Origin of the sequence: Teichococcus aerophilus (genome assembly GCF_014490485.1) — a bacterium.
GTDB lineage: Bacteria > Pseudomonadota > Alphaproteobacteria > Acetobacterales > Acetobacteraceae > Pseudoroseomonas > Pseudoroseomonas aerophila.
Map to the genome: position 1 here is coordinate 1 of NZ_JACTVA010000043.1, position 24725 is coordinate 24725.

The 24725-nt window shown below is 69.3% G+C and carries 20 protein-coding genes and 1 tRNA gene; 9 read left to right on the forward strand and 12 right to left on the reverse strand.

All coding sequences use genetic code 11. From position 1 onward, the window contains the following. Positions 1 to 203: 203 nt before the first annotated feature. From IBL26_RS19230 to IBL26_RS19240, 3 genes are all read right to left on the reverse strand, one after another. Positions 204 to 1100: a septal ring lytic transglycosylase RlpA family protein gene (locus IBL26_RS19230; protein WP_187786135.1), complete on the reverse strand. Its 897-nt coding sequence runs from the start codon at positions 1098 to 1100 to the stop codon at positions 204 to 206. 2 nt (positions 1101 to 1102) lie between these two features. Next, positions 1103 to 2092: a lytic murein transglycosylase gene (locus IBL26_RS19235; RefSeq protein WP_187786136.1), complete on the reverse strand. Its 990-nt coding sequence runs from the start codon at positions 2090 to 2092 to the stop codon at positions 1103 to 1105. Between the two features lie 147 nt (positions 2093 to 2239). Beyond that, a complete protein-coding gene (locus tag IBL26_RS19240) occupies positions 2240 to 3295 on the reverse strand; it encodes a lipid A deacylase LpxR family protein (RefSeq protein ID WP_187786137.1) in 1056 nt (351 codons plus the stop codon). An 85-nt stretch (positions 3296 to 3380) separates the two neighbouring features. Between IBL26_RS19240 and IBL26_RS19245 the strand changes: the two genes are divergently transcribed. Next, positions 3381 to 3470: transfer RNA gene (locus tag IBL26_RS19245), tRNA-Ser, on the forward strand. A 125-nt stretch (positions 3471 to 3595) separates the two neighbouring features. On the opposite strand, the gene IBL26_RS19250 is transcribed toward IBL26_RS19245, so the two are convergent. Next, complete coding sequence (locus IBL26_RS19250; RefSeq protein ID WP_187786138.1) at positions 3596 to 4792, reverse strand: GGDEF domain-containing protein; 1197 nt, start codon at positions 4790 to 4792, stop codon at positions 3596 to 3598. Between the two features lie 382 nt (positions 4793 to 5174). Beyond that, the gene (locus IBL26_RS19255; RefSeq protein WP_187786139.1) at positions 5175 to 6068 is read right to left on the reverse strand and encodes a LysR family transcriptional regulator; all 894 of its coding nucleotides are present in this window, start codon (positions 6066 to 6068) and stop codon (positions 5175 to 5177) included. An 88-nt stretch (positions 6069 to 6156) separates the two neighbouring features. On the opposite strand from IBL26_RS19255, the gene IBL26_RS19260 reads away from it, so the two are divergent. Both IBL26_RS19260 and yghX read left to right on the forward strand, forming a co-directional pair. Further along, complete coding sequence (locus IBL26_RS19260) at positions 6157 to 7149, forward strand: SDR family NAD(P)-dependent oxidoreductase (RefSeq protein WP_187786140.1); 993 nt, start codon at positions 6157 to 6159, stop codon at positions 7147 to 7149. Between the two features lie 84 nt (positions 7150 to 7233). Continuing rightward, the gene (yghX, locus tag IBL26_RS19265; protein ID WP_187786141.1) at positions 7234 to 8121 is read left to right on the forward strand and encodes a YghX family hydrolase; all 888 of its coding nucleotides are present in this window, start codon (positions 7234 to 7236) and stop codon (positions 8119 to 8121) included. A 9-nt stretch (positions 8122 to 8130) separates the two neighbouring features. Here yghX and IBL26_RS19270 read toward each other — a convergent pair whose 3' ends face one another. Next, positions 8131 to 8763, reverse strand: a complete 633-nt coding sequence (locus tag IBL26_RS19270; protein WP_187786142.1) for a metal-dependent hydrolase — start codon at positions 8761 to 8763, stop codon at positions 8131 to 8133. 148 nt (positions 8764 to 8911) lie between these two features. Here IBL26_RS19270 and IBL26_RS19275 point away from each other — a divergent pair, with 148 nt between their 5' ends. Continuing rightward, entirely contained in the window at positions 8912 to 9598 is a 687-nt protein-coding gene (locus IBL26_RS19275) for a DsbA family oxidoreductase (protein ID WP_367615468.1), read from the forward strand. 296 nt (positions 9599 to 9894) lie between these two features. On the opposite strand, the gene IBL26_RS19280 is transcribed toward IBL26_RS19275, so the two are convergent. The 4 genes from IBL26_RS19280 to IBL26_RS19295 form a co-directional block, all read right to left on the reverse strand. Continuing rightward, on the reverse strand, positions 9895 to 11217 hold the full coding sequence (locus tag IBL26_RS19280; protein ID WP_187786143.1) for a GGDEF domain-containing protein: 1323 nt from the start codon (positions 11215 to 11217) through the stop codon (positions 9895 to 9897). Between the two features lie 2 nt (positions 11218 to 11219). Continuing rightward, complete coding sequence (locus tag IBL26_RS19285; protein ID WP_194443656.1) at positions 11220 to 12029, reverse strand: alpha/beta fold hydrolase; 810 nt, start codon at positions 12027 to 12029, stop codon at positions 11220 to 11222. Positions 12030 to 12246: 217 nt separating this feature from the next. Then, a complete protein-coding gene (locus IBL26_RS19290) occupies positions 12247 to 13452 on the reverse strand; it encodes a mandelate racemase/muconate lactonizing enzyme family protein (RefSeq protein ID WP_187786144.1) in 1206 nt (401 codons plus the stop codon). Positions 13453 to 13458: 6 nt separating this feature from the next. Beyond that, entirely contained in the window at positions 13459 to 14451 is a 993-nt protein-coding gene (locus tag IBL26_RS19295; RefSeq protein WP_187786145.1) for a Bug family tripartite tricarboxylate transporter substrate binding protein, read from the reverse strand. Between the two features lie 157 nt (positions 14452 to 14608). Here IBL26_RS19295 and IBL26_RS19300 point away from each other — a divergent pair, with 157 nt between their 5' ends. Continuing rightward, on the forward strand, positions 14609 to 15304 hold the full coding sequence (locus tag IBL26_RS19300) for a FadR/GntR family transcriptional regulator (RefSeq protein WP_187786146.1): 696 nt from the start codon (positions 14609 to 14611) through the stop codon (positions 15302 to 15304). 14 nt (positions 15305 to 15318) lie between these two features. Here IBL26_RS19300 and mfd read toward each other — a convergent pair whose 3' ends face one another. Both mfd and IBL26_RS19310 read right to left on the reverse strand, forming a co-directional pair. After that, on the reverse strand, positions 15319 to 18783 hold the full coding sequence (gene mfd / locus IBL26_RS19305) for a transcription-repair coupling factor (RefSeq protein ID WP_241749565.1): 3465 nt from the start codon (positions 18781 to 18783) through the stop codon (positions 15319 to 15321). Then, a complete protein-coding gene (locus IBL26_RS19310) occupies positions 18780 to 19094 on the reverse strand; it encodes an FAD assembly factor SdhE (RefSeq protein ID WP_241749566.1) in 315 nt (104 codons plus the stop codon). Before IBL26_RS19310 ends, mfd begins: the two co-directional genes overlap by 4 nt. A 34-nt stretch (positions 19095 to 19128) precedes the next feature. Here IBL26_RS19310 and recG point away from each other — a divergent pair, with 34 nt between their 5' ends. From recG to IBL26_RS19330, 4 genes are all read left to right on the forward strand, one after another. Further along, positions 19129 to 21210, forward strand: a complete 2082-nt coding sequence (gene recG / locus IBL26_RS19315; protein ID WP_187786148.1) for an ATP-dependent DNA helicase RecG — start codon at positions 19129 to 19131, stop codon at positions 21208 to 21210. An 89-nt stretch (positions 21211 to 21299) separates the two neighbouring features. Next, positions 21300 to 22028 carry an ABC transporter ATP-binding protein gene (locus IBL26_RS19320; protein ID WP_187786149.1) on the forward strand — a complete coding sequence of 243 codons (729 nt, stop codon included), beginning with the start codon at positions 21300 to 21302 and terminating at the stop codon, positions 22026 to 22028. Further along, entirely contained in the window at positions 22028 to 22759 is a 732-nt protein-coding gene (locus IBL26_RS19325) for an ABC transporter permease (RefSeq protein WP_187786150.1), read from the forward strand. Before IBL26_RS19320 ends, IBL26_RS19325 begins: the two co-directional genes overlap by 1 nt. 5 nt (positions 22760 to 22764) lie before the next feature. Further along, positions 22765 to 24717 (forward strand): GldG family protein, encoded by a 1953-nt coding sequence (locus tag IBL26_RS19330; RefSeq protein WP_187786151.1) that lies wholly within the window; start codon positions 22765 to 22767, stop codon positions 24715 to 24717. Positions 24718 to 24725 lie beyond the last annotated feature (8 nt).

The following is a 24725-nucleotide window of genomic DNA, read 5'->3' on the forward strand; positions in this document are numbered from 1 at the left end:
CGCCGGCGTGGCGGGCGCGCGCCCGCGCGGGGCGCGCTGCGCGGCGGCGGGGTCGATCAGGGCGCCCGTTGCAAGCAGCGCAGCGGCCCCGCCCAACAATTCGCGGCGATGCGGCATGACAGGAAACTCCCCCAAGAACGTCCAGGCTGAGCGCCACGGGCTCCTCAGCCGCGGGCGTTCACCTACTTTATCAACAATAAGCGCTAATCGACCAGGATGCGCGCATCCGATACGCCGGACCGGCGTACCATCTCAAGCCCCGCATCCGCCTGTGCGACGGATGCGTAGGGGCCGAGGCGCACCCGGTACTCCGGCCGCCGCCCCGGACCAAAGGCGTCCACCCGCGCACCCGGCAGGCGGGCGGCCTGGCGCTGCGCGGCATCGCGCGCCGTAAAGGTACTGGCCTGGATGAACAACCGGCCAGGGCGGGCATAGCCCTGCGCGACAGCCTCCGGCAGACGCGTCGGCACCAGGGCGCGCGGCGTGGCATCGACGCCGGTGGCCACCGGCGTGGCGGACCTGCCTTCGCGTACCTGCGTCGCCACCCGGGCGCCGGGTGGCGGGGCCAGCGTCTCCGCTTGCAGGGATTCGCGCGGCGCGGTGGCAATCGCCAGCCGGCTCTCCGCCGGCTGCGGCAATGCGGAGGCCAGGGAGCGCGACGCCTCCCCATCCACCGCGATCGACACCTGGGTGCCGCCGGCCGAGACCCGTAGCAACTCCGCCGCGCGGCGGGACAGCTCGATCACCCGTCCGGGGTTGGCGGGGCCACGGTCGTTGACCCGCACCCGCAGTTCCAACCCGTTCTCCAGGTTGGTCACCACGAGGATGGCGGGCAGCTGCAGCGTGCGGTGCGCCGCCGTCAGCAGCGCCGGGTCGTAGATCTCGTCATTGGCGGTGCGGCGCCCGGCGCGCGGGTCGGCGATCACGGTCGCCAGCCCGGTCTCCTGCAAGGCGAAATCCTCGCGCGGGTAGGACCAGACGCCGCCGAGCTGGTAGGGCTCGCCAACGATGTAGCGGGGCTGGGCCACCGGCAATTGCGGTGCCCGTGGGGTACAGGCGGCCAGGAAGGGCAGCAGCAGGGCGGCGCGGCGCGGCAACATGCTCAGGCCACCCGGTCGGAGAGCAGGCCGACCACCAGCGCGTAGTAGTCGGACGGGTTGTAGCGCCGGATGACGTTGAAGTTCTGGTACACGGCGAAGGCCTGCCCTGTCGGGCCGCTGGGCGCGACAATGGCCGTCGGCATATCCAGCGGCGGCAGCACGGAGCCATCGGCAGCGGAGACACCCAGCCGCACCCACTCGCTTAGCGGCCGGCGGTTGTTGCGGCCGATGCTGCCGGCGTCGATGCCGCCGGGCAGGACGACCTCCCTGCCCCAGCGCTCATCGCCCTTCCAGCCGCTCTTGGCCAGGTAGTTGCCGATGGAACCCAGCGCGTCCGCCTTGTCGTCCCAGATGTCGCGCCTTCCATCGCCATCGAAATCCACCGCCAGCCGCTCGAAGCTGGTGGGCATGAATTGCGGGTGGCCCATGGCGCCGGCCCAGCTGCCGCGCATCCGCTCCGGCGTCGTGTCGCCCTTCTGCAGGATGCGCAGCGCCGCCAGCAACTCGGCCCGGTAGAAGGCGGCACGGCGGCCTTCCCAGGCCAGCGTCGCCAGGGCCTCGATGACGTTGTAGTTGCCGGTGAAGCTGCCGTAATTCGTCTCCAGCCCCCAGATGGCCACGACCACGCGTGGGTTTACCTCGTAGCGGGCGGCGATGGCTTCCAGCAGCACGCGGTTCTCGGCATAGGCGGCCTTGCCGCGGTCGGTGCGCTGCTGCGTGATGCGGCCGTCCCGGTACTGCTCCCAGGTCAGGGTGAACTCGGGCTGGCGGCGATCCAGCTCCACCACCTTGTCGTTCGGCTGGATATTGGCGAAGGCGCGCTGCAGGATGGCCGGCGAAACACCGCCGCGCCGTGCCTCGGCGCTGACGCCGGCCAGGAAGTCCTGGAAGCTCTGGCTTTGCGCTCTCGCGGCCCCGCCTCCCGCCATCAGGGCAGAGGCAACGGCGGGAAGGGCCAGGGAATGAGTCAGCAGGCTGCGGCGGTTCAGCATGCGCCATGCAATGCCACGCCGGGCCGCCCGCCGACAACCTCGGCCATTCCAACAATTGGGGTTGTTACACCTTATGATGGCGGGCGCGCTGCCCGCCATCCCCGCCAGCGGCCGGGCGCCCGATCCAGGCGCCCAGGCCACCCCGGGCTAGAAGCGGAAGGACACGCTCAGCGAGCCGAATTTCTGCGTCCCGTTCTGGCCGTAGAATTCTTCCGAGCGCCAGACCTGCGTCGCCGCGAATCGGACGCCGCGCCAGATGATGGCCGCGCCCACCTGCAGGTCGCCGACGAGCACGCGCTTATCGACGCTGCGGCTGTTATGCCAGGTGTTGCCGTCCAGGAAGATGTCGTTGGCGACGGCGCGGCCGTCGATGCCGGCGAACAGGTACCAGCCGAAATCATCCTGCGGCTGCACCCAGCCAGAGCCACCGAGCGCGGGGCGGATGCGCGGCGGGCCGAAATCGGCCTGCAGCCCCTCACCGATCCGCACCATGCCGCCGACGCCCAGATAGGTCTGCACGTTGCCGACGCTGAGCGAGACATCCGGGATGACCTCGGTCTCCATCCCCCACAGCGTGCCCATCGGCACGCGCCACTTGCTCTCGTACCGGCCGGTCACCGCCGGTTCGTCCTTCAGCTGGTAGTCCCAGCCATTGGCGCGGTCGAAGCCCCGGAAGTCGTGCACGGTGTTCTGGACGAATTTGCCGAGCGCCGAAGGGCCGACGACGCCGACCTGCAGCTCCAGCATCCGGGAGGTCCGGGCGGTGATGCGGTACAGGCTGACGGCACCGTAGAGGTAGCCGGCATAGGGCCGGTCCCGCGGGTCGGGGTTGTTCCGCTCGGTATCCTCGGGCGTGTACATGCTCTGGCCGAAGGAGAGGCCCCAGCGTAGGGCCCCCGGGCCAAGCACCCAGTCCAGCCGGTCGTTCAACGCCGCCAGCGGCCGCGGCAGATCCTCGGAGGGGGAGCGCCAGCTGAACAGGAAGCCGTTGGTGTAATACCGGTCCGTGCCGCCGCCGAAGAGATCGTTCTCGATCGAGAAGCTGAAGGTCCCGTAGGGGTCCGGCAGTGGCGCCTGGTCGGGCTGGCTGAGCGGGGGCGTGGTGGTGAGTGGCCCGTTGGTGCCATTGACCTGCGCCCAGGCGGCCGGGGAGGCCCCCAGCGCCATCGCAAGCGACAGCACGGTCACAACTTTTAGGCGCATGGACTTTCCTTCTTCGGGCAGCGGCGCTAACGGCACTCAAGCTACCGGCTTGGGCAAAAAGCCTAAATGGAATTCTAAGTCCAGTGGACAGGTGGCCGAGTGGTTTAAGGCAGCGGTCTTGAAAACCGCCGTAGGTGCAAGCCTACCGTGGGTTCGAATCCCACCCTGTCCGCCAATGCCCTCCCCGCCGCACACCGAAAAATTCCGCCCGTAACCGCCCGGACGCACGCACGCCGTTTCCTGGCTAGACCCCTGTGCCTGCCCGAACCGGCGCCGTGTTTCTGCCGGGCGCCGCAGAACTCAGCCGGCGCTCGCGGCTTCGAAGAGCTCGACGCGGGCGGCACGGATGGCGTCGGGCGAGACGGCGAACTGGTCCCTGCCCCGGCGCTTCGCCCGGTACAGCGCCAGGTCCGCATCGTGCATGAGGTCGGAAATCGTCGCGGACCTGGCCGGCCGCCAGTCGGCAATGCCGATGCTGAGTGTCATGGGGATCGCGACGTCCCGCCACTCGGCGGCCTCTGCCCGCACCGCGCTCACCAGGTCTTGCGCCACCACGGCGGCCTGGCTCGCCAGCGTCTCCGGCAGCAGCACGCAGAATTCGTCGCCGCCCATCCGCGCCACGACATCGGTGGCGCGCAGCCGTTCCGAGACAAGGCGACTGAAATGCAGCAGGCAGGCGTCGCCGGCGGCGTGGCCATGCGTGTCGTTGATCTGCTTGAAGCGGTCGATATCGATGATCATCAGGCTGAACGGCTGTTCGCGCCGGTGCGCGCGCTCCTGCTCCTCCAGGATACGGCCCATGAAGTAGCGGCGGTTCGGCAGCCCGGTGAGGTCATCGACCGCGGCCAGCTTCTGCAGGTTCCGGCGCAACCGATCCATGACCAGCAGGAGCAGACCCAGGTTCCGCGTCAATCCGCTGAAGATGACCACCAGCATCGTCACGAATAGGAACTGATTATACGCCGCCGTCGCCAGCAGGCCTTCCTGATGCGCCACCAGGCTGCCAAGCCGCACGCCATTGCCGATGGCGCCCGCCACCAGGGCCAACGCGGTCAGGACGGATGCCATGCCGCGCCGCATGCGGCGGAGGAGGAACACGGCGGCCGCCACCATCGGCATCGCCTGGCCGACCGTGTAGACGGTATTGCGGCCGATACGGCTCTCCTGCACTAGGAGCAGCAGCATGACCGTAACGGCACCCGCCAGAACCGCGATCTCCCAGTAGCTTCGCAGGCCCTGAAGGTGGCGGATGCCGCACCAGACCATCCAGAAGCCTGAAATCACCATCGCATTGCCGGCCATGACCAGCAGCAACGACTGCATCGGTTCGCCAACCGCCATGGTCGTTCCGCCGGCTGCGGAGAGCAGGTTGGCCAGCATCCAGAAGCCTGAGCCACCGATCGTGGGGTAGTAGCGCCACAGAACGCCCCAGCTCATCGCCATGCACGCGCTGATCAGCAACACTACGATGTAAAGCGTTGATAGGTTGATGATCATGCGACCACTCGGTTGCGGCTGACAGGCTGGCCGCGAGCGCGGCGCCCTTGATCAAACACCCGAGGCACAGACTGCCGAAGGCCGACGCTATCTGGCAGTGTTGCTTACAAATGTCATGCATCAAGATGCGTTTTGAATAAAAAATAAGATATCTGCGCGAAAATTAGTGCTTCGCGAGGAGACGCCATAGGCTCGTCGCCGCGGAGGCAACCACAACGTGTGTCTGCCTCTGGCCTACACGGACGTTTGTAAGGAGCCCGCTCCGGCCAGCTGCCGCTAAGCCTGTACCTTAGGAAGGCTCAAATCGGGCTGGGTTAGCCGTCCCTAACCCCGGTCTCCGCAGCTACAGCGGCGCAACCGATATCCACGTCGCCAACTCCCGTCAGGACGCGCGGGTCAGAGGCGCCAGACCTTCGGCCAGCGCATCGAACACCGCCCGGCAGCGCGCGTTGCCGCGCAAGTCCTCATGCATCACCACCCAGACCTCCAGCTCGACCTGGAACTCGGCTTCCAGCACCCGGACCAGATCCGGCGCCGCCGCCGCGATCGGCACCTGGCAGACACCGACGCCGAATCCCGCCCGGATGGCCGAGAGCTGGGCGATATCGCTATCCGTCCGCAACGCGAAGGCGGTGCGAGCAAGTTGCGAATAGCGGGCGACCAAGGCGCGGATGGGCGGCGTCTCTAGATCGAAGCCGATCAGGTCATGCCGGCCCAGCGCCTCCATGCTCGCTGGCACGCCCCGTCGGGCCAGGTAGTCGCGGTGGGCGTGCAGGCCGAGGGGAATGCAGCCGATCCGCCGCGCCAGCAGGGCCTGTTGCACCGGCCGCACCATCCGCACGGCGATATCCGCCTGGCGCTGCAGCAGGTCATCCACGCTGTTGGAGAGCGAAAGCTCAATCGTCAGTTGCGGATGCCGCGCCCGCAGCCGGGCCAGGATGGCGGGCAGATGCTCACTGCCGACGATGTCGCTGGCCGTGATCCGCACGGTCCCGCTGACCTGCCCTACCCCACCCTCCGCCGTCCGCAGCAGCGCGGCGGCGGTTGAGGCCAGCAACTCCGCGTAGGGCCTGAGTTCCTGTGCCGCCTCGGTCGGGGCCAGCCCACGCTGGGTGCGCACGAACAGCGCGGCGCCGGTTGCTTGCTCCAACGCCGCGATGTGGCGGGCGATGCTGGGCTGGGTCAGTCCCAGGACCCGTGCGGCGCCGGAGAGCGAGCCCTCCCGCAGCACGGCGTGGAAACTGCGGTAGAGGTCCCATCCTGGTTCGGAGTTCATCGTTTTTCTTATAGCAACATGACGTTTAACGGCAATTTCGTTGAACAACCCGGTCTCGCAAAATGGCCTCCTGCAAAGGATGACCGAGATGGAAGACAAGACCGCGCTGATCCTGGGGGCCACTGGCGGCATCGGTGGCGAGGTTGCCACCAGACTGGCCCAGGCCGGCTGGCAGGTCCGTGCCATGCACCGCGACCCGCAGCGCCTGAGCGGCGCGGCGAAGCTGGGTTGGGTGCAGGGCGATGCGATGGTGGCTGGGGATGTCGCCCGCGCGGCGGCGGGGGCGGCGCTGATCGTCCACGCCGTCAATCCGCCGGGCTACCGGGATTGGGAACGGCTGGTATTGCCGATGCTGGACAACACAATCGCGGCCGCGCGTGCCAACGGCGCCCGCATCCTGCTGCCCGGCACCATCTACAACTACGCCCCCGAGCAGCGCGACATCGCCGAGGATGCGCCGCAGCAGCCCCGCACCCGCAAGGGCCGCATCCGGGTGGAGATGGAATACCGGCTGCAGCAAACGGCGAGAGCCGGCGACGCGAAGGTCCTGATCGTCCGTGCCGGGGATTTCTTCGGCCCAAAAGCAGCCAATAACTGGTTCAGCCAGGGCCTGGTGAAGCCGGGCCGGACGCCACGCTTCATCACCGCCCCAGGCCGCCCTGGCGTGGGGCACCAGTGGAACTACCTGCCCGATGTCGCGGAAGCGATGGTGCGGCTGGCCGGGCTGCCGTCCCTCGACGACTTCGCCCGCTTCCAAATGGCCGGCCATTGGGACCCTGACGGTACGCGCATGGTGGACGCGATCCGCGCTGCCATCGGCAACCCCGCCCTGCCCGTCCGCCGCATGCCGTGGCTGGCAATCCGGCTGGCCGCGCCCTTCGTGACGCTGTTCCGCGAACTGGCGGAGATGCGGTACCTGTGGGAGCAGCCGCTTCGCCTGCGCAATACGCGGCTGGTCGCTGCGCTAGGGGCGGAGCCGCTGACCCCGCTGGAGGACGCGGTGCGCGTGACCCTGCGCGCCCTGGGCTGCCTGGCCCCGATAGCGTCAGGCGGGGACCACCACCACCCCATGGCGAATTGAGCGGCGCAGGCCAGGGCTGCTGCTACACTGCCGCCAAAGGCCGCCTCGCTTCCCCAAGGCGCCGCAGGTGGAGAGGAGCGTCCAATGACACGCCTGACCGCGAAAGACTTCCCGCAGGAACTGCTCGAGCTCTACGACTACTACGCCCATGGCCGCATCTCGAAGCGCGAGTTCCTGGACCGCGCCGGCGCGTTCGCGGTGGGCGGGCTGACCGCCGCCAGCATCCTGGCCTCGATGAGCCCCAACTACGCGCTGGCCCAGCAGGTGGCTTTCACCGACGCCGGGATCGTGGCGGAATACATCACCTACCCCTCGCCCAACGGACATGGCGATGTCCGCGCTTATCTAGTCCGCCCCGCCGGTAGCCAGGCCAAGGCGCCGGGCGTGGTGGTGGTGCATGAGAACCGGGGCCTGAACCCATATATCGAGGACGTGGCCCGGCGCGTGGCCAAGGCCGGCTTCGTCGCCATGGCGCCGGACGGACTCAGTTCCGTCGGCGGCTATCCTGGCAATGACGAGAAGGGCCGGGAATTGCAGCAGCGGGTCGACCCGCAGAAGCTGATGAACGACTTCTTCGCCGCCGTGGAATTCCTGACCCGGCACCCGGCGACTACCGGCAAGGTCGGCATGACCGGCTTCTGCTACGGGGGCGGCGTCTCGAACGCCGCGGCGGTTGCTTACCCGGAACTGGCGGCGGCGGTGCCCTTCTACGGCCGCCAGCCGAGGGTGGAGGACGTGCCACGCATCCGCGCGCCCCTGCTGCTGCATTATGCGGAGCTGGATACCGGCATCAACAACGGCTGGCCCGCCTACGAAGCCGCGTTGAAAGCCCAGGGCAAAACCTACGAAGCCTATATCTATCCCGGGGTGAATCACGGCTTCCACAATGATTCGACCCCCCGCTACGACGAAGCCGCCGCCAAGCTGGCGTGGGAGCGGACGGTGGGCTGGTTCAAGCGCTACCTCGCGTAGCGCCGACCCTTACCGCGTCTGGGAGAGCGGCGTGGCGCCACCCTGCCAGGCCAGGCTGTTCCAGGGCCGCCACGGAACGGCGGTGGCTGCGGGGGCCACGCCCTCGCACACCCCCGGCATCTCCGCCGCCAACAGGCGGCAGATGCCGGTGGAGCGCAGCCCGGCGCGCAGATCCAGCCGCTCGGTCGTATTGCCCCAGGCCCAGGAGAGCACCAGCGCCACCACCAGCGGCTCGAACGGCGAGCCGGTGCGGCAGAGCGGCAGCGCCCAGGTGCCGCGCAGAGGCCAGGTCAGCCGCAGCCCACCCGGTGTCAGCAGATCCGCCGCCAAGTGCGACAGGTAGCCCACCACAAGCGGCGAGGTGACACCAACCGGCAGATCTTCCCGCAACAACAGGGCGATGCAGGCAATGACGGCGATCAGCGAATGCGTCAGTCCACGATGCCCGAACAGCCGCGAACACAGCCAGGACACCGGCCAGACGCGCTTGCCCACCCAGGATTTCGGATGGTCGATATCCGGCAGCAGCGCCCCGAATATGGCCAAGCCCAGCGAGACCGGTTCCAGTGCCGGCAGGCCAAGCCGCGGCGCCGCGACGAACCATGCGGCCGCCCCCAGCGCGATATGCGACCCCGCCATCATCCCGTTTGTTTGCATCCTGGTGTGCAGGGCTCAAACTAGGAGTCAGGAATCGTCCCTACAAGACTGATTTAGGGTCATTTTTAGCCTAAGTTCCTGTTAATCCCTCCCATCCCCTCCCGCCCGCCAGGGTTTGGCCTATGATGCGGGTGTGAACCTGCTGTCTCCCCCCACCGGCCAGCTCGAGATCGAGGTGGTGTTCGACCTGGTCTGCCCCTGGTGCTTCCTCGGCATCCGCCGGTTGCGCCGCGCGCTCGGCCGGCGGCCGGACATCCGGGCGGAACTGCGCTGGCGCCCCTTCCTGCTGAACCCCGATATCGGCCATGGCGGCGTACAGCGGCAGGACTACCTGCTGCGCAAGTTCGGTGGGGAGGAGCGCGCCCGCCGCCTGCAGGCCACCATCGTGGAACTCGGCCGGGCCGAAGGCATCGCCTTTCGCTTCGACCAGCTGCGCCGGGTGCCGCCTTCGGTCGATGCCCACCGCCTGGTGCGCTTCGCCGCCGCGCATGGCACGGCGGAGATCATGGTCGACCTGCTGTTCGAGGCCCATTTCACCGAGGGCGCCGACCTGGGCGACCACCTGGTGCTGACCCGGCTGGCCGTGGTGGCGGGGCTCGAGCGGGAAGCCGTCTGGCGCTTCCTGGCCAGTGGGCTGGAGGCCGAGGCCGTACACGCGGAAAACCTGCGCGCCCACCGCCTGGGCATCAACGGCGTGCCCTGCTTCGTTATGTCCAGCCAGCACAGCACGGCGGGCGGCCACGCCATCGCCGGCGCTCAGGAGCCGGAAGTGCTGGAGCGGTTGATGGATGTGGCGCTGTCCGAGGCCGCCGAATTCTAGGCGGACCTGGCCGTTAGCCGCGGCCACTCCGCTTATTGGCGCTGGATGTCGTCAGCTGCGGCCGCCTGGGGATGGCACCCGTTCCGACAATAACGATTTAGGCCGCCAGAGTGAGCAGGGTCCGCAACGAGCGGTTCGCTGGGATCATTCCGGCAATCGCGGCGGTATGCGCCGTACATCAGTCGGCGGACGCACGCTCAGGCTTTAAGCCGGACGGTTTGAGATGGAATCACCGAAAAGCCTGAATTACGCCGTCAACAAGGGCTTAGAGCGCGGGGCGTGAACGCGTCATGCCCTCAGGCGAATAACACGCGGTTCCGTCCGCCTGCCTTGGCGTCATACAGCGCCTTGTCCGCCTGCCCCAACACCTCGTCCAGCACCGCATCCTCGCCATTGAGGGTGACGCCGCCGATGCTGACATGCACATCCACCTCCGCCATCGGCTCGGCCGCCACCGCCGCGCGCAGCCGCTCGGCGATCGCCGCGCCTTCCTCGGCACTGGCATAGGGCAGCAGCACGGCGAATTCCTCGCCGCCCAGCCGGGCGATCAGGTCATGATCCCGCATCAGCGCGCGGCAGCGGCGCGCCATGGCCTGCAGCACCTTGTCCCCCACCGGGTGGCCGAAACGGTCGTTGATCGACTTGAAATGGTCGATATCCAACATCAGCACCGTCATCGGCCGCCCCTCGCGCCGCAGCCGGTCGATCAGCGTCTGCCCGGTGGCGGCAAAGCTGCGGCGGTTGGACAGGCCGGTCAGCGGGTCGGTGCCCGCCATGTGCCGCAACTCCTCCTGCGCCTTCCGCTGGGCGGTGACGTCGTTGAACAGCCAGATCCGCCCATTGGCGCCGTCGCCGAGGATGGGGTGGGTATCGACCTCGAACTGCCGGTCCCCGATCATCCAGTAGGTGATCAGGTCGTAATCGAGCTGGCCCTGCAACGGCGCGTAGGTCTCCGCCAGCGCGGCGGCATTCAGCGCACCCTCGCGCAGCTGGCGCATGGCGATGGCCAGCCGGTCCGCCGGCGTCTCCCCCGCCGGGATGGAGAGCAACGTCGCGGCGGCCTGATTGACCAGCGCCGTGGTGCCGTCGCCCTCCAGAATGACGATGGCGCTGCTGACACTCTCGAACAGGTCGTGGAAGCGCTCGCCCAGCAGCCGCCGCTTCATCATCGATCGGCGGGACGTCAGCATCTGGGCGAACACCTTGCCCAGCATCGGCACGCCCTGCGCCATGCCATCGCGGAACGGGCAATCGCACTGCCAGGCGGCATTGGCGGAGAACAGGAGCAGGACGCCGCTGCGAGGTGATTCATCCGTCGGCGCGGGCAGGAACAGCACGTCCCGCGCCGGCCGGCCAAGCGCGGCCAGGATCGTGCTCGGCAGCCGGATCTGGCTGGCGGGCCGCGCGCCCTTGGACCAGTCGTGTTCCCCCAGCCGCATATTGCTGATGGAGAACGGGAATGGCGGCCGCGACGGGTCAGCCGCCAGCGGCACGGCGATGCCGTCCTCCCCCGCCTCGAACGCCACGGCGAGGTCGGCGCCGGCGGCCATGCGGGCGAAGCGCGTCAGCGCCAGCAGGCCGTCGTCGTCCAGGGTCGGCGCCGCGGCCTCGGTCGTCATCCTCAGGCCTGGGCCGGGGCGTTGACCAGCCGGTGTTCCAGCACGCGGATCACCTCATCCGGCGCGGTCATGTGCGGCAGGTGGCCGACGGCGTCGATCACGTCCAGCACCGCGCCGTCGATATGGTCGCGCAGCCATTCGGCCACCTGGACGGGCACCGCCATGTCCTGCCGGGTCTGGATCAGGAAGGTCGGGCTTTCCAGCCGGGCGGCGACCTCCCGCATATCGGACTGGAAGATGGTGCGGCTGATGGCCAGGGCGATATCCGGCCGCATCAGGAACAGGGTGCGGCAGAACTCGTGCACGGCGGGGTGGTTGGAAACGCCGACCACGGCCGGCGCGAAGCCGGCGCCCCAGGCCTGGAAGTTCGCCGCCATGCCGTCATGCAGGCCGTTGAGGTCCGATTGCTCGAAGCCCCCGGCGTAGCCTGGCGCGTTCAGGTAGCGGGGCGAGGCACCGATCATCACCAGCTGGCGGAAGGGTTCCGGCCGCGCCACCGCCGCCGCCGCACCGATCATGCCGCTGACGGAGTGGCTGACATAGGCGCAGTCCTCGATCCCCAGCTCATCCAGGATGTCGAGCAAATCGTCCGCGAAGCCGAAGAGCGAGTCATGCTTCCGGGGGTCGTAGCTGCTGGCGCCCAACGGCCCGCAGCCCGCGAGGTCGAAGGACACCACCCGGAACCGGGCGTCCAGCCACGGGCGGATGCCGTCCCACGCCGTCTGATCAGTACCGAAGCCGTGGGAGAGGATGACCGTACGCGAGCCCTGGCCGGTGATACGGCCATTGAGGGCCTGGAATCGCTGAGACAAGATCGGCTCCGTGCTTGGGCTTAGCCTTCATGCCGCATCGCACCCAGCGGTTCCACACCTGATGCAGGTGACAGGTGAAGCTGGGACGTGTCGGCAAACTTAACAGTCGGAAGCCTGTGCCCAAACCCTGGCCCGATCACCTTCCGTTCAGGTGCGGACCGCGAACCCTCCGTCGAAAGGCTGCCCTGACCGCCGCGTCGCGGCCAGGGCAGCGCCGTCAGCTCAGCTTGCTCTCCCGGGACACGGCGTCCTCCCGCAGCCACAGCGCCGGCTGCAACTGGGTGCCGAGGCCGGGGCCCATCGGCGCCTGCACCAGCCCGCCTTCGATCAGCGGCAACTGCGTCACCAGCTCCTGGTACCACGTCGCCAGGGTGGCGCGGACCACTTCCTGGAAGATCGCGGTGGAGGCATGCAGCGCCAGATGCAGCCCGGCCATCAGCGTCACCGGGCCGGTGCAGTCATGCGGCGCCAGCGGCTTGGCGTAGCTTTCCGCCAGGGCGGCGATCTTGCGCCCTTCCGTCAGCCCGCCGCACCAGGCGAGGTCCAGCATCACCACGTCGATGGCGTCGGCGGCCAGCAGGTCCCGGAACGGCACGGTGCCGGCCAGCGTCTCGCTGCCGCAGATGGGCGTGCGGGTCTGGCGGCGCAGGTCGGCCAGGGCGCGGGCGTCGTCCATCTTGTTCAGCGGGTCCTCCGCCCAGAACACTCCGTAATCCTCCAGCGCGCGGCAGATGCGGGTGGCGGCGTGGGTGCCCCACAGGCTGTGCAGCTCGCACATGATCTCGATGCGGTCACCGACGGCGGCGCGGACCTTGCGGAACGGCTCCAGCCCCGCCTTCAGGTCCTGCAACGAGATCATGTGGCCGTTGGAGGCGGTTGCGTAGACGTCGAAGGGCCAGATCTTCATGGCGCGATAGCCTTCGGACAGCAGGCTCTCGGCCAGCCCGCCGGCATCGCGCATGAAGGCGACCTGGTCGTCATAGGGCCCGATCGCCTGGTCCCCGGCCCCGATGCTGCGCCGCCAGGTGCCGCCGCTGTTGTAGGAGTAGCCGGCACAGGTGTTGTAGGCCGGCACGGTCAGGCGGGAGGCACCACCCAACGCCTCATGCACCGGAATGCCCTGGCGCTGGCCCGCCAGGTCCCACAGCGCGATATCCACCGCGCTGGCCGCCCGTACCTCGGCGCTGGCGCTGTGGAAGCCGATATAGGGCGTCATCAACTGGCGGGAGATCGCCTCGATCCGCCGCGCATCCTTGCCCAGCAGCGCGGGCGCCACCTGCTCATGGATGACGGCCTCCACCGCCTGGGCGCCGCGGAAGCTCTCCCCCAGGCCGACCAGCCCATCCTCGGTCTCGATCTCCACCCAGATCAGGTTGGGGCGTTCGGCGATACGCAGGGTACGCAGGCGCTTAACGTTAGACATGGGACCTCACTCGGCACTGATCTTGTTGGTGCGGATGACCTCGCCCCACCGGGCGGTCTCGTTCCTCACCTGCTCGCCCATCCGCTCCGGCGGCCCACCCACCGGGTTCACCGAGGCCTCGCGCAGCCGCTGCTGGATCACCGGGTCCGCCAGCGCCTTGTTGAAGGCGGCATTGAGCTGGGCGATGACGGCGGGCGGCGTCTGCACCGGCGCCAGGAAGCCGAACCAGCTTTCGATGACAATGCCCGGCACGCCGGCCTCGGCGAAAGTCGGCACGTCGGGCAGCTCCGCCAGGCGGGCGGCGGCGGCCACGGCCACCGGGCGCACCGCGCCGGCGCGGATATGCGGCAGGATGGACGGCAGGTTGTCGAAGAACACGTCGATGCGGTTGCCGATCAGGTCGGTGATGGCCGGGCCGCTGCCACGATACGGCACATGCACCCAGCGCAGCCCCAACTGGCCCCGCAGCATCTCCGGCGTCAGGTGGTTGGAGGCGCCGACGCCGGAGGAACCGAAGCTCAACCCTTCCGGCTTGCGGGCCAGGGCGATTACCTCGGCCAGGTTCTGCGCCGGCAGCCCGGGGCGCACCACCATGACGTTCTGCACCGCGCCGGTCATGATCACCGGCGCGAAGTCTCGTGCCAGGTCGTAGCCGGGGTTGCTGTAGAGGGACGGGTTGGCGCCGCAGGTGCCGATGGTGCATTGCACGATCGTGGTGCCATCCGGCTGCGCCCGCGCCACTTCCGCCGTGCCGATATTGCCGGAGGCACCGGTCTTGTTCTCGATCACCACGCCGGCGGGCAGATAGGCGGCGGCGCCATTGCCGACCACGCGGGCGACCAGGTCACTGGTACCACCAGGCGGGAACGGCACGACGATGCGGACAGGACGGTTGGGCAGCTGGGCCAGCGCCGGCAGCGAAGTGGCCAGGCAGACGGCCGAGACGATGGCCGGCGCGAGCAGGCGGGCGAGAAGCCGCGCCCGGGAAACAGCATGCACGATGTCCTCCTTCCCCTCTGAGGGGGTTGCTGGCGCGCAGAACGCCCGCAAATCGGAAGGCTGTCAAACAGCTTTGCCAGATAACGGCCTCATGCGCCCCATTTTCTGACAGATTTTACATCTTGTCAGGTCTTCGGCTGCGGGCGACCTTGCGCGCATGACCGCCCCCTCACCTCAAGCCCTCAGCGATACCGTGCGCGCCCAGTTGCTGGACCTGTTAGCCTCCGGTGCCTTCTCGGCCGGGGAGCGGCTGCCGGCGGAGAACAGCCTGGCGCAGCGCTTCTCCGTCTCCCGCCCCGTCATCCGGCAGGCGCTGGCGCAGTTGCGGGCGGAGGGACGGATCGAGACCCGCAAGGGCTCCGGCACCGTCGCAGTGCGGGCCAGCAGTGCCGAGCCGGTCGCCGGCCTGTCCTACGGCCCGCTGGGCAGCATCGCCGACGTACGGGCCTTCCTGGAATTCCGCTATGCACTGGAAGGCGAGATGGCGGCCCGCGCCGCCGAGCTGTGCGAGCCGGACGCCATCGCCGCACTGCGTGCCGCCATGCTGCGGATGGAGGCGGACCTCGACAGCGGCTTCCGCCCCACCGAGGCCGATGTGCAGTTCCACCTGATGGTGGCGCGGGCCGCCGGCAACCGCTTCTACGCCGCGACGGTGGAGGCACTGGCGGAACAGATGCGCTTCAGCATCCGCCTGACCGGCGAGCTCTCCGGGCAGGAGCCGCCGGAGCGGCTGGGCCGCATCCGGCGGGAGCATTCCGCCATTCTGGAGGCCATCGCCGCCGGCCAGCCGCAGGCGGCGCGGGACGCCATGCGCCTGCACCTGCGTGGCGGCATCACCCGCCTTTTCGGCTAAGTGTCCGGCGCAGCCTAGGCTGCCTTACGCCCCTGCATCGCCACCTTCGCCAGGGAAGCCAGCATGTCCTTGGCGGCGCGAACGCGGGTGGGCAGGTCCATCTCCCGCACCATGGCCAGCTTGTGGTCCGGCCGCAGCTTCACCAGCCCCTTCTGTGCCGTCACCCAGTTGATGAGACCCTCGGGGTTGGCGAAATTGTTGCGGCGGAAGCTGGCGACGATGCCCTTCGGCCCGGCATCCAGCTTCTCCACCCCCGCCTGCCGGCAGAAATGCTTGATGGAGACGACCTGCAGCAGGTTCTCCACCTCGGCCGGCAACGGGCCGAAGCGGTCGGCCAGCTCGGCGGCCATGGCTTCCACCTCGGCATCCCCGGCCAGCGCGCCGATGCGGCGATACAGGCCAAGGCGGACCGGCAAGTCGGAGACATAGGCCTCCGGAATCAGCACCGGCAGGCCGAGATTGATCTGCGGCGTCCAGTCCCGGTCCTCGTCCCCACGGCGCTTGCCCTGCCCGGCCTTCAGGTTCGCCACCGCCTCCTCCAGCATCTGCTGGTACAGTTCGATGCCGACCTCGCGCACATGGCCGGATTGCTCGTCGCCCAACAGGTTGCCGGCGCCGCGGATATCCAGGTCGTGGCTGGCCAGGGTGAAGCCGGCGCCCAGGTTGTCCAGCGTCTGCATCACCGCCAGCCGCTTCTCGGCGGCGACGGAAAGGCGCTGGCTGGCTGGCCAGGTCAGATAGGCATAGCCACGCTGCTTGCCACGGCCAACGCGGCCACGCAGCTGGTACAGCCCCGCCAGGCCGAACATGTCGGCGCGGTAGATGATCAGCGTGTTCACCGCCGGCATGTCCAGGCCGGATTCCACGATGTTGGTGGCCAGCAGGATGTCGTACTTGCCGTCGCCGAACTCGGTCATCACCCGCTCAAGCTCGGTCGGCGTCAGGCGGCCATGCGCCTGCACGGTGCGCGCTTCCGGCACGATCTCGGCCAGGCGCGCGGCCATCTTCGGCAGGTCCTCCAGCCGCGGCACGACGCAGAAGATCTGCCCGCCGCGGAAGCGCTCGCGCTGGATGGCTTCCCGCGCCACCACGGCGTCGAACGGCATGATGAAGGTCCGCACGGCCAGACGGTCCACCGGCGGGGTGGCGATGATGCTCATCTCCCGCACGCCCGTCAGCGCCAGCTGCAGCGTGCGCGGGATCGGCGTGGCCGTCAGCGTCAGCACATGCACGTCGGCCTTGAGCGACTTCAGGCGTTCCTTGTGGGAGACGCCGAAATGCTGCTCCTCATCGACGATGACCAGGCCGAGATCGGCGAACTCGATCCCCTTGGCCAGCAGCGCATGCGTGCCGACGACGATGTTGACCGAGCCATCGGCCAGCCCCGCCTTCACCTGCGCGGCTTCCTTCGCCGTCACCATGCGGGAGAGTTGCGCCACCTTGATGGGCAGCCCGGCGAAGCGCGCGGTGAAGGTGCGGTAATGCTGGCGGGAGAGCAGCGTGGTGGGCACCACCACCGCCACCTGCACGCCCGTCATCGCCACCACGAAGGCAGCGCGCAACGCCACCTCGGTCTTGCCGAAGCCGACATCGCCGCAGATGAGGCGGTCCATCGGCCGCCCGGCCGCCAGGTCTTCCAGCACGTCGCTGATGGCGCGCAGCTGGTCGTCCGTCTCGGCGAAGGGGAAGCTGGAGCAGAATTCGTCCCACGCGCCTTCCGGCGGCGTCGCCAGCGGCGCTTCCTTCATCTGCCGCTCGGCGGCGACGCGGATCAGCTGCCCCGCCATGTCGGCGATGCGCTGCTTCGCCTTCGCCTTGCGGTTCTGCCAGGAGGCACCGCCCAGCTTGTCCAGCTGCACGCCGGCACTGTCGCTGCCGAAACGGGAGAGCAGCTCGATATTCTCGACCGGCAGGAACAGCTTGTCACCGCCGTCATAGATCAGCCGCAGGCAATCATGCGGGGCGCTGGAGACGGCGATGGTCTCCAGCCCGTCATAGCGGCCGATGCCGTGGTCCTGGTGCACCACCAGGTCGCCCTCGGCGATCTCGGTGGCATCGGCGATGAACTGGTCGGCGCGCTTGCGGCGGCGCGGCGGGCGGGAAATGCGCTCGCCCAGCAGGTCCTGCTCGCCGGTCAGGGCGATGGCGTTGCGCATCTTGCCGGCGGCGGGGCCGATGAAGCCACGCTCCACCCCATACACCGCCAGCGCCACCACGCCGGGCGGCAGGCGGCGCGCGGCGGTCCAGTCATCGACGGCCTGGGCGGGGATCTTGTTCTCGCGCAACAGGTTCGCCAACCGCTCGCGCGATCCCTTGGTCCAGGCCGCCAGCACCGGCTGCTGGCCCTGGTTGGCCTGGGTCTGCGCCTGTTCCCGGTAGGCGGCGAAGACGTTCTCGCCCGAGGCGCGGACTTCCGAATACAGCCGCCCCGGCCGCCCACCGGCATCGATGCCATTGGCGCCATCCGCCTGCGGGAACGGGTCGAAGCGCAGCAGCGGCCCGCCGGCCAACATCTCGTCCCAGCCGGCGCGGTCCAGGTACAGGCGCTCCGGCGGCACCGGGCGGTAGGGTACCTCGCCATCGCGGCCCGGTCCCTTCCGCGCCTGATAATGGTCCTCGATCATCTCGAGGCGCGCGGTCAGCGCGTCCTCCGCCTGATGGTCCAGGCTGACGGAGGCGCCGGGCAGGTAATCCAGCAGCGTTTCCATCCGCTCATGGAACAGCCCGGCGAAATGCTCCATGCCAGGATGGCGCCGCCCGGCGGAGACGGAGACGTAGAGCGGGTCGTCCCCCGCCGCCGGGCCGAACAGGTCCCGGTAACCGCTGCGGAAGCGGGCGATGGAGGGTTCGTCCAGGAACACCTCGCCCACCGGGCGCAGCCACAGCTCCTTGATCTCTACGCCGCTGCGCTGCGTCTCGGGCGAGAAGCGGCGCAGGCTCTCGATCTCGTCGCCGAACAGGTCCAGCCGCACCGGCTCCGGCTCACCGGCCGGGTAGAGATCGACGATCCCGCCGCGCACGGCGTACTCGCCCGGCTCCATCACCGTGGCGGCGCGGCCATAACCGCTGGCCTCCAGGAACGTCGCCAGCTTGTCCGGGGAGACACGCCCCCCCTTCTTCAGGTGCAGGGAGGCACCGCGGAACAGCTCGGCCGGCGGCACGCGCTGCACCAGCGCGTTCACCGTTGTCAGCACGATGCGCGGGCGCGGGCCGGGTTCCAGCAGGCGCGTCAGGGTGGCGACGCGCTCGGCCACCAGCTCCCCATTGGGGGAAACGCGGTCATAGGGCAGGCAATCCCAGGCGGGGAAACGCAGCACCTCCACGCCCGGGGCGAAGAACTCCAGCCCGTCCTGCATGCGGGCCATGCGCGAGTCGTCGCGGCAGACATGCAGGACGGGACCCTCGGTCTCGGCGCGCCGGCGGGTGAGCAGCAGCGCATCGAACCCTTCCGGCGCGCCGTGGACCGTGAGGGTGCTCATACGCGGCGGGCGTCCTTCGGCACGCCGGCCCCGAGCTGGGAGCATTCCTCCGCCATCCGGCCCAGCATCGGCGTCATCACCTCCGCCGGGATGGGGCGACGGCCGGAGAGCCAGTCGGCGAGATCGACATCCAGCAATTCCAGCACCCCTTCCAGCTCATCCAGTTCCGCTTCGGTGAAAGTGGCGATATGTCGCGCCACGAACCCGCCGATCATCAGGTCGGTCTCCTTGGTGCCGCGATGCCAGGCGCGGAACATCAAACGCCGGCGGCGCGGAGAAAGTTCGGTGGGGGTGTTGTCTGGATCGGTCATGTCGGCGCCTCTGGTGGCTGGGATATAGAGGGCGATGGGAATTGTGTCAGCCCAAGTGGCGGAACAAGATCGGAACATGACGCTTTTCGCGCCGCTGTCCAGCCTGCCGCTGCCGGAGGAAAAGGCGAAGCGCCTGGCCCAGGCGGTGGAAGGCCCGCGGGTACTCGACCTGCTGTTCCATCTGCCGGAGCGCTACCAGGACCGCCGTTCCAGCCAGGCGCGGGAGGGCGAGGTCGCCACCCTGGCCGTGCGGGTGGAGCGCGTGGTCGGGCCGCGCAGCCCGTCCCAGCCCTGGGTAGTGCTGTGCGATTCCCCGGCCGGGCCGCTGGAGCTGATCTATTTCGGCCGCCGCAGCTGGATGGGCGCCTGGCTGGAGCGCCACTTCCCGGAGGGCGCGGAGCGCCTCGTCTCCGGCAAGATGAAGCTGTTCCGCGACCAGTGGCGGATGGAAGCGCCGGACTACGTCTCCCCACCCGATATCATCCCGGATATCCAGCCGGTCTGGCCGCTGGTGCGCGGGCTGGGGCAGAAGGACGTGGCGAAGGCCATGGAGGCCGCCCTGGCCGCCGTGCCGGACCTGCCCGAATGGCAGGACGCACCGCTGCTGGCGCGCCGCCACTGGCCACCCTTCGGGGAAGCCCTGCGCGCCGTGCAGGCCCCCGCCGAGCCGCCGGAGGACACGCCCCGCGACCGCCTGGCCTATGACGAGCTTCTGGCAGGCCAGCTGGCCATCGGCCTGGTGCGGCGCACAGTGATGCGTCGCCCGGGCCGCCAGTTGCTGGGCGACGGCCGGCTGCGGCAGGCTGCCCTGGCCGCCTTCGGCTTCCCGCCGACCGAGGGCCAGGCCCGCGCCCTGGCCGAGATCGACGCCGACCTCGCAGCTCCCACGCGCATGCTGCGGCTGCTGCAGGGCGACGTGGGCTCGGGCAAGACCCTGGTGGCGTTGCAGGCCATGCTGCGAGCGGTGGAAGGGGGCGCCCAGGCGGCGCTGATGGCGCCGACGGAACTGCTGGCCCGCCAGCACCTGCGCACTTTCCAGCGGCTGGCCGGCGCCGCCGGGGTCGAATGCGTGCTGCTGGCCGGCTCGGTAAAGGGCAAGGAGCGCAAGCGTGTGCTGGCCGGCCTGGCCGATGGCTCCATTCCGCTGGTCGTCGGCACCCACGCGCTGATCGAGGACGGGGTGGCGTTCCGCGACCTCGGCCTGGTGGTGGTGGACGAGCAGCACCGCTTCGGCGTCTCCCAGCGCCTGGCCCTGACCGAGAAGGGCACGACGGACGTGCTGGTGATGACCGCCACGCCCATTCCCCGCACCCTGCTGCTGACCCAGTGGGGCGAGATGGCGACCAGCCGCCTGGATGGCCGCCCGGCCGGCCGCCAGCCCATCGTCACCCGCATCATCAGCCGCGAGCGGCGGGAGGAACTGACCGACCGCCTGCGCGCCGCTTTCGCCAGTGGCCACCGTGCCTACTGGGTGGTCCGCGCCGTGGAGGAAGGCGAGCGGCACGACAACGTCGCCGCCGAGACCACCTTCGCCGAGTTGGCCGCCATCTTCGGCGACAAGGTCCGCCTCGCCCACGGCGCGCAGAAGCTGGATGTGCGGGAGGCCGCGCTGCAGGATTTCGCCGCCGGCCGGGCCCAGTTGCTGGTGGCGACCACGGTGGTGGAGGTCGGCGTCGATGTGCCCGAGGCCACCATCATGATCATCGAGCAGGCCGAGCGGTTCGGGCTGGCGGCGCTGCACCAGCTGCGCGGCCGCGTCGGGCGCGGCAAGGCACAGTCCTTCTGCCTGCTGCTGCCCTCCGGCGAGCTGAACGAGTTCGAGCAGCGCCGACTCGCCGTGCTGCGCGATACGGAGGACGGCTTCACCATCGCCGATGCCGACCTGGAATTCCGCGGCGGTGGCGATGCGCTGGGGGTACGGCAGGCGGGACATATCGGCCGCCGGCTGGTGGACCCGCAACGCCATGCCGGGATGATCCGCATGGCGCACAAGGATGCCGAATTGCTGATGCAGAAGGACCCGGACCTGGCCGCCACGCCGCGCGGCAAGGCGGCCCGGCTGCTGCTCGCCCTGTTCGGCCATGACCTGACGCTAGCGCCGCTGGCCGCCGGTTGAGACGGTTCGATACGCGGAGGGGGGCTTGCAAACCCCCCCTCGGGGGTTAAACCCGCCGGGCGTCCCGCCATTGCAGGGGTTTTTGCCGCTTGTCCGCCTTGATCGAGATCGACCGCCTCAGCAAGCGCTTCGGCGCCTTCACCGCCGTGGACGATGTGTCCTTCAGCGTCGCCAAAGGCGAAGTGCTCGGCTTCCTCGGCCCTAACGGCGCCGGCAAGTCCACCACGATGAAGATGCTGGCGGGCTTCGTCACCCCCAGCAGCGGCACCGCCCGCATCTGTGGCGAGGATGTGGTGGACCGCCCCGTGCCCGCCAAGCGCAACCTGGGCTACCTGCCGGAGGGCGCCCCCACCTACCCCGAGATGACCGTCTCCGGCTTCCTGGCCTTCGCCGCCCGCGTGCGCGGCTTCCGGGGCAGCGAGATGCGGGACCGCGTGGCGCACGCGATGAGCCTGACGACGCTGGAAGGCGTCCGCCTCCAGCCGATCGAGACCCTCTCGAAAGGCTTCAAGCGCCGCGTCGGCCTGGCGCAGTCCCTGCTGCACGACCCGCAGGTGCTGGTACTGGACGAACCGACCGACGGCCTGGACCCGAACCAGAAGCATGAGGTCCGCCGGTTGATCGAGCAGATGGCGCCGAGCAAGGCGATCATCATCTCCACCCACATCCTGGAGGAAGTCTCCGCCATCTGCACCCGCGCCATCGTCATCGCGCGCGGCAAGGTGCTGGCGGATGCGACGCCCAAGGAACTCTCCTATCGCGGCCCGACGCTGGATGCCGTCTTCCGCGACCTGACCATGCCGAAGGAGTCCGCGTGATGGGCGCCACCCTGATCGTCGCGCGGCGGGAACTGGCGGGCTACTTCGCCACCCCTGTCGCCTATGTGTTCATCGTCATCTTCCTGGTCATGACGGGCGCCCTCACCTTCACCCTGGGCAATTTCTTCGGCCGTGGCGTGGCGGACCTCCAGCCCTTCTTCGGCTTCGTGCCCTGGCTGTTCCTGTTCCTCGTCCCCGCGCTGACGATGCGGCTGTGGGCGGAGGAACGCCGCCTCGGCACCATCGAGCTGCTGCTGACGCTGCCGCTGGCGCAGTGGCAGGCCGTGCTCGGCAAGTTCCTGGCGGCCTGGGCCTTCTGCGCCATCGCCCTGGCGCTGACCTTCCCGCTGGTGATCACGGTCAACTACCTGGGCAATCCGGATAACGGCGTCATCGCCGCCGGCTATGCCGGTTGCCTGCTGGTGGCCGGCGCCTTCCTGGCCGTCGGCGCCGCCATCTCGGCGCTGACGAAGAACCAGGTCATCGCCTTCGTGCTGACCGTCGCGGTGTGCTTCCTGTTCACCGCCGCCGGCAGCCCGGTGGTGACGGAGTTCCTCTCCGTCCGCCTGCCCATCCTGGTGGAGATCGCCCGCGGCGTCTCGATCACCGAACGGCTGGGCGGCTTCTCGCGCGGCATCGTATCGCTGCCGGACCTCGTCTTCTTCGCCAGCTTCATCGGCTTCTGGCTCTTCGCCAACGCCCTCGTCGTCGATCACCGGAAGGCGGATTGAGCCCCATGAGCGACACCACTCTCCCGCCCGCCCGCCCGGCTTCCCGCCGCCTGCTGCATTCCGCCGGCGGCCTGCTGGCCGTGGCCGTGCTGGCCGTCGGCGCCAACGTGCTGGCCGACCGCCTGCTGCCCCGCGCGCGCATCGACCTGACGCAGCAGCGCCTCTACACCCTCTCGGACGGCACGCGGCAGGTGCTGGCCGGGCTGCATGACCCGATCACGCTGCGCCTGTTCTACTCCCGCCGCCTCGGCAGCCAGGTGCCGGTCTATGGCTCCTACGCGGACCGGGTGCGGGAGATGCTGCAGGAATACGCCGCCGTCTCCGGTGGCAAGATCCGCCTGGAATACCTGGACCCCGAGCCGTTCAGCGAGACCGAGGACCGCGCCCTCGCCTACGGGATCCAGGGCGTGCCGATCGACCAGTCCGGCGAGCAGGTCTATTTCGGCCTGGCCGGCAACAACCTGCTGGATGACGAGCGGGTGCTGCCCTTCTTCCAGCCGGACCGCGAGCGGTTCCTGGAATTCGACCTGACGCGGCTGATCTACGAGCTCTCCAACCCGCGCCGCCCGGTACTGGGCACGCTCTCTGCCCTGCCGCTGAACGGCGACCCGCGCGCGATGATGATGCGCCAGGGCGGCGGCCAGCCCTACACCGTCATCAACCAGTTGCGGCAGTTCTTCACGGTGAAGGACGTGGCGAGCACCACGCAGGTGATCGACCCCGATATCCAGATCCTGCTGGTGGCGCAGCCGCAGGGCCTTTCCGACGCCACGCTCTACGCCATCGACCAGTTCGTCATGCGCGGCGGCAAGCTGTTCGTGATGACGGACCCGCATAGCGAAGGGCAGAGCATCCGCCCCGGCCCCACCGGCCAGCCGCCAGCCGATACCAGCTCCAACCTCAACCGCCTGCTGAATGCCTGGGGCATCGAGACGCCGACGGACAAGGTGGTGCTGGATCTGCGCGGCGCCTGGCGCGTCCGCGCCGCGCCGACCGATCGCGTACAGGCGGTGGATTACCTCGCGTGGTTCAACACCTCCGGCGACGCATTGAACCATGGCGACGTGGCGACGGCCGACCTGCAGCAGGTGACCTTCGCCTCCGCCGGTGAAGTGCGGAAGCGCGAGGGTGCCGGCATCGAGATGACGCCGCTGATCACCAGCAGCACGCAGTCGCAGCTGGTGGATGTCGCCACGGTGCGGCAGAGCCCCAACCCGTCGCAGATCCTCGCGGCCTTCAAGCCGGATGGGCAGCGCCATGTGCTGATGGCGCGGGCCCGCGGCGTGCTGAACACCGCCTTCCCCGACGGCCCGCCGGCGGTGGCCGAGGGCGCCGAGGCCCGCCCCGCCGACTTCCCGGCCCACCGGGCACAGAGCGACGGCCCCGCCAACCTCGTCATCGCCAATGACAGCGACGTGCTGGAAGACCGCTTCTGGGTGCAGACCCAGGATTTCTTCGGCCAGCAGGTGGCGACGCCGTTCAGCGACAACGGCGCGCTGGTCGCCAACCTCGCCGATACGCTGGCGGGTGGCGATGCGCTGATCGGCCTGCGTTCGCGCGGTGAGTCGCTGCGGCCCTTCGGCGTGGTGGACGATTTGCGCCGCAACGCGGAGGCGCGCTACCGCCAGACCGAACAGGGCCTGACGCAGAAGCTGCAGGCCACCGAGGCCCGCCTGCGCCAGTTGCGCCAGGGCACCCCCGGCACCGGCGAGCGCAACCAGGCGACAAACGCCGTCATCACGCCGGAGCAGCGCGCCGAGATCGACCGCGCCCGCGCCGAGATCACCGCCACGCGCGGCCAGCTTCGCAACGTGCAGCTGGAATTGCGGCGGGATATCGAGAGCCTGGAGACGCGGCTGCGCATCATGAACATCGCCGCCGTGCCGGCCTTGTTGACGCTGTTCGCCATCGTCCTGGCCGTGCTGCGTATCCGCCGCCGCGGCGCGGCGCGGGCCTGAAGGAAGGA

Excerpts from the sequence above, each read along its gene's own strand:
- IBL26_RS19235 (WP_187786136.1), bottom strand. The coding sequence starts at position 2,092 with ATGCTGAACCGCCGCAGCCTGCTGACTCATTCCCTGGCCCTTCCCGCC.
- recG (WP_187786148.1), top strand. The coding sequence starts at position 19,129 with ATGGGAATTGTGTCAGCCCAAGTGGCGGAACAAGATCGGAACATGACG.
- IBL26_RS19250 (WP_187786138.1), bottom strand. The coding sequence starts at position 4,792 with ATGATCATCAACCTATCAACGCTTTACATCGTAGTGTTGCTGATCAGC.
- IBL26_RS19280 (WP_187786143.1), bottom strand. The coding sequence starts at position 11,217 with ATGACGACCGAGGCCGCGGCGCCGACCCTGGACGACGACGGCCTGCTG.
- IBL26_RS19240 (WP_187786137.1), bottom strand. The coding sequence starts at position 3,295 with ATGCGCCTAAAAGTTGTGACCGTGCTGTCGCTTGCGATGGCGCTGGGG.
- mfd (WP_241749565.1), bottom strand. The coding sequence starts at position 18,783 with ATGAGCACCCTCACGGTCCACGGCGCGCCGGAAGGGTTCGATGCGCTG.
- IBL26_RS19260 (WP_187786140.1), top strand. The coding sequence starts at position 6,157 with ATGGAAGACAAGACCGCGCTGATCCTGGGGGCCACTGGCGGCATCGGT.
- IBL26_RS19290 (WP_187786144.1), bottom strand. The coding sequence starts at position 13,452 with ATGTCTAACGTTAAGCGCCTGCGTACCCTGCGTATCGCCGAACGCCCC.
- IBL26_RS19325 (WP_187786150.1), top strand. The coding sequence starts at position 22,028 with ATGGGCGCCACCCTGATCGTCGCGCGGCGGGAACTGGCGGGCTACTTC.
- IBL26_RS19310 (WP_241749566.1), bottom strand. The coding sequence starts at position 19,094 with ATGACCGATCCAGACAACACCCCCACCGAACTTTCTCCGCGCCGCCGG.
- IBL26_RS19330 (WP_187786151.1), top strand. The coding sequence starts at position 22,765 with ATGAGCGACACCACTCTCCCGCCCGCCCGCCCGGCTTCCCGCCGCCTG.
- IBL26_RS19300 (WP_187786146.1), top strand. The coding sequence starts at position 14,609 with ATGACCGCCCCCTCACCTCAAGCCCTCAGCGATACCGTGCGCGCCCAG.
- IBL26_RS19230 (WP_187786135.1), bottom strand. The coding sequence starts at position 1,100 with ATGTTGCCGCGCCGCGCCGCCCTGCTGCTGCCCTTCCTGGCCGCCTGT.
- IBL26_RS19255 (WP_187786139.1), bottom strand. The coding sequence starts at position 6,068 with ATGAACTCCGAACCAGGATGGGACCTCTACCGCAGTTTCCACGCCGTG.
- IBL26_RS19270 (WP_187786142.1), bottom strand. The coding sequence starts at position 8,763 with ATGATGGCGGGGTCGCATATCGCGCTGGGGGCGGCCGCATGGTTCGTC.
- yghX (WP_187786141.1), top strand. The coding sequence starts at position 7,234 with ATGACACGCCTGACCGCGAAAGACTTCCCGCAGGAACTGCTCGAGCTC.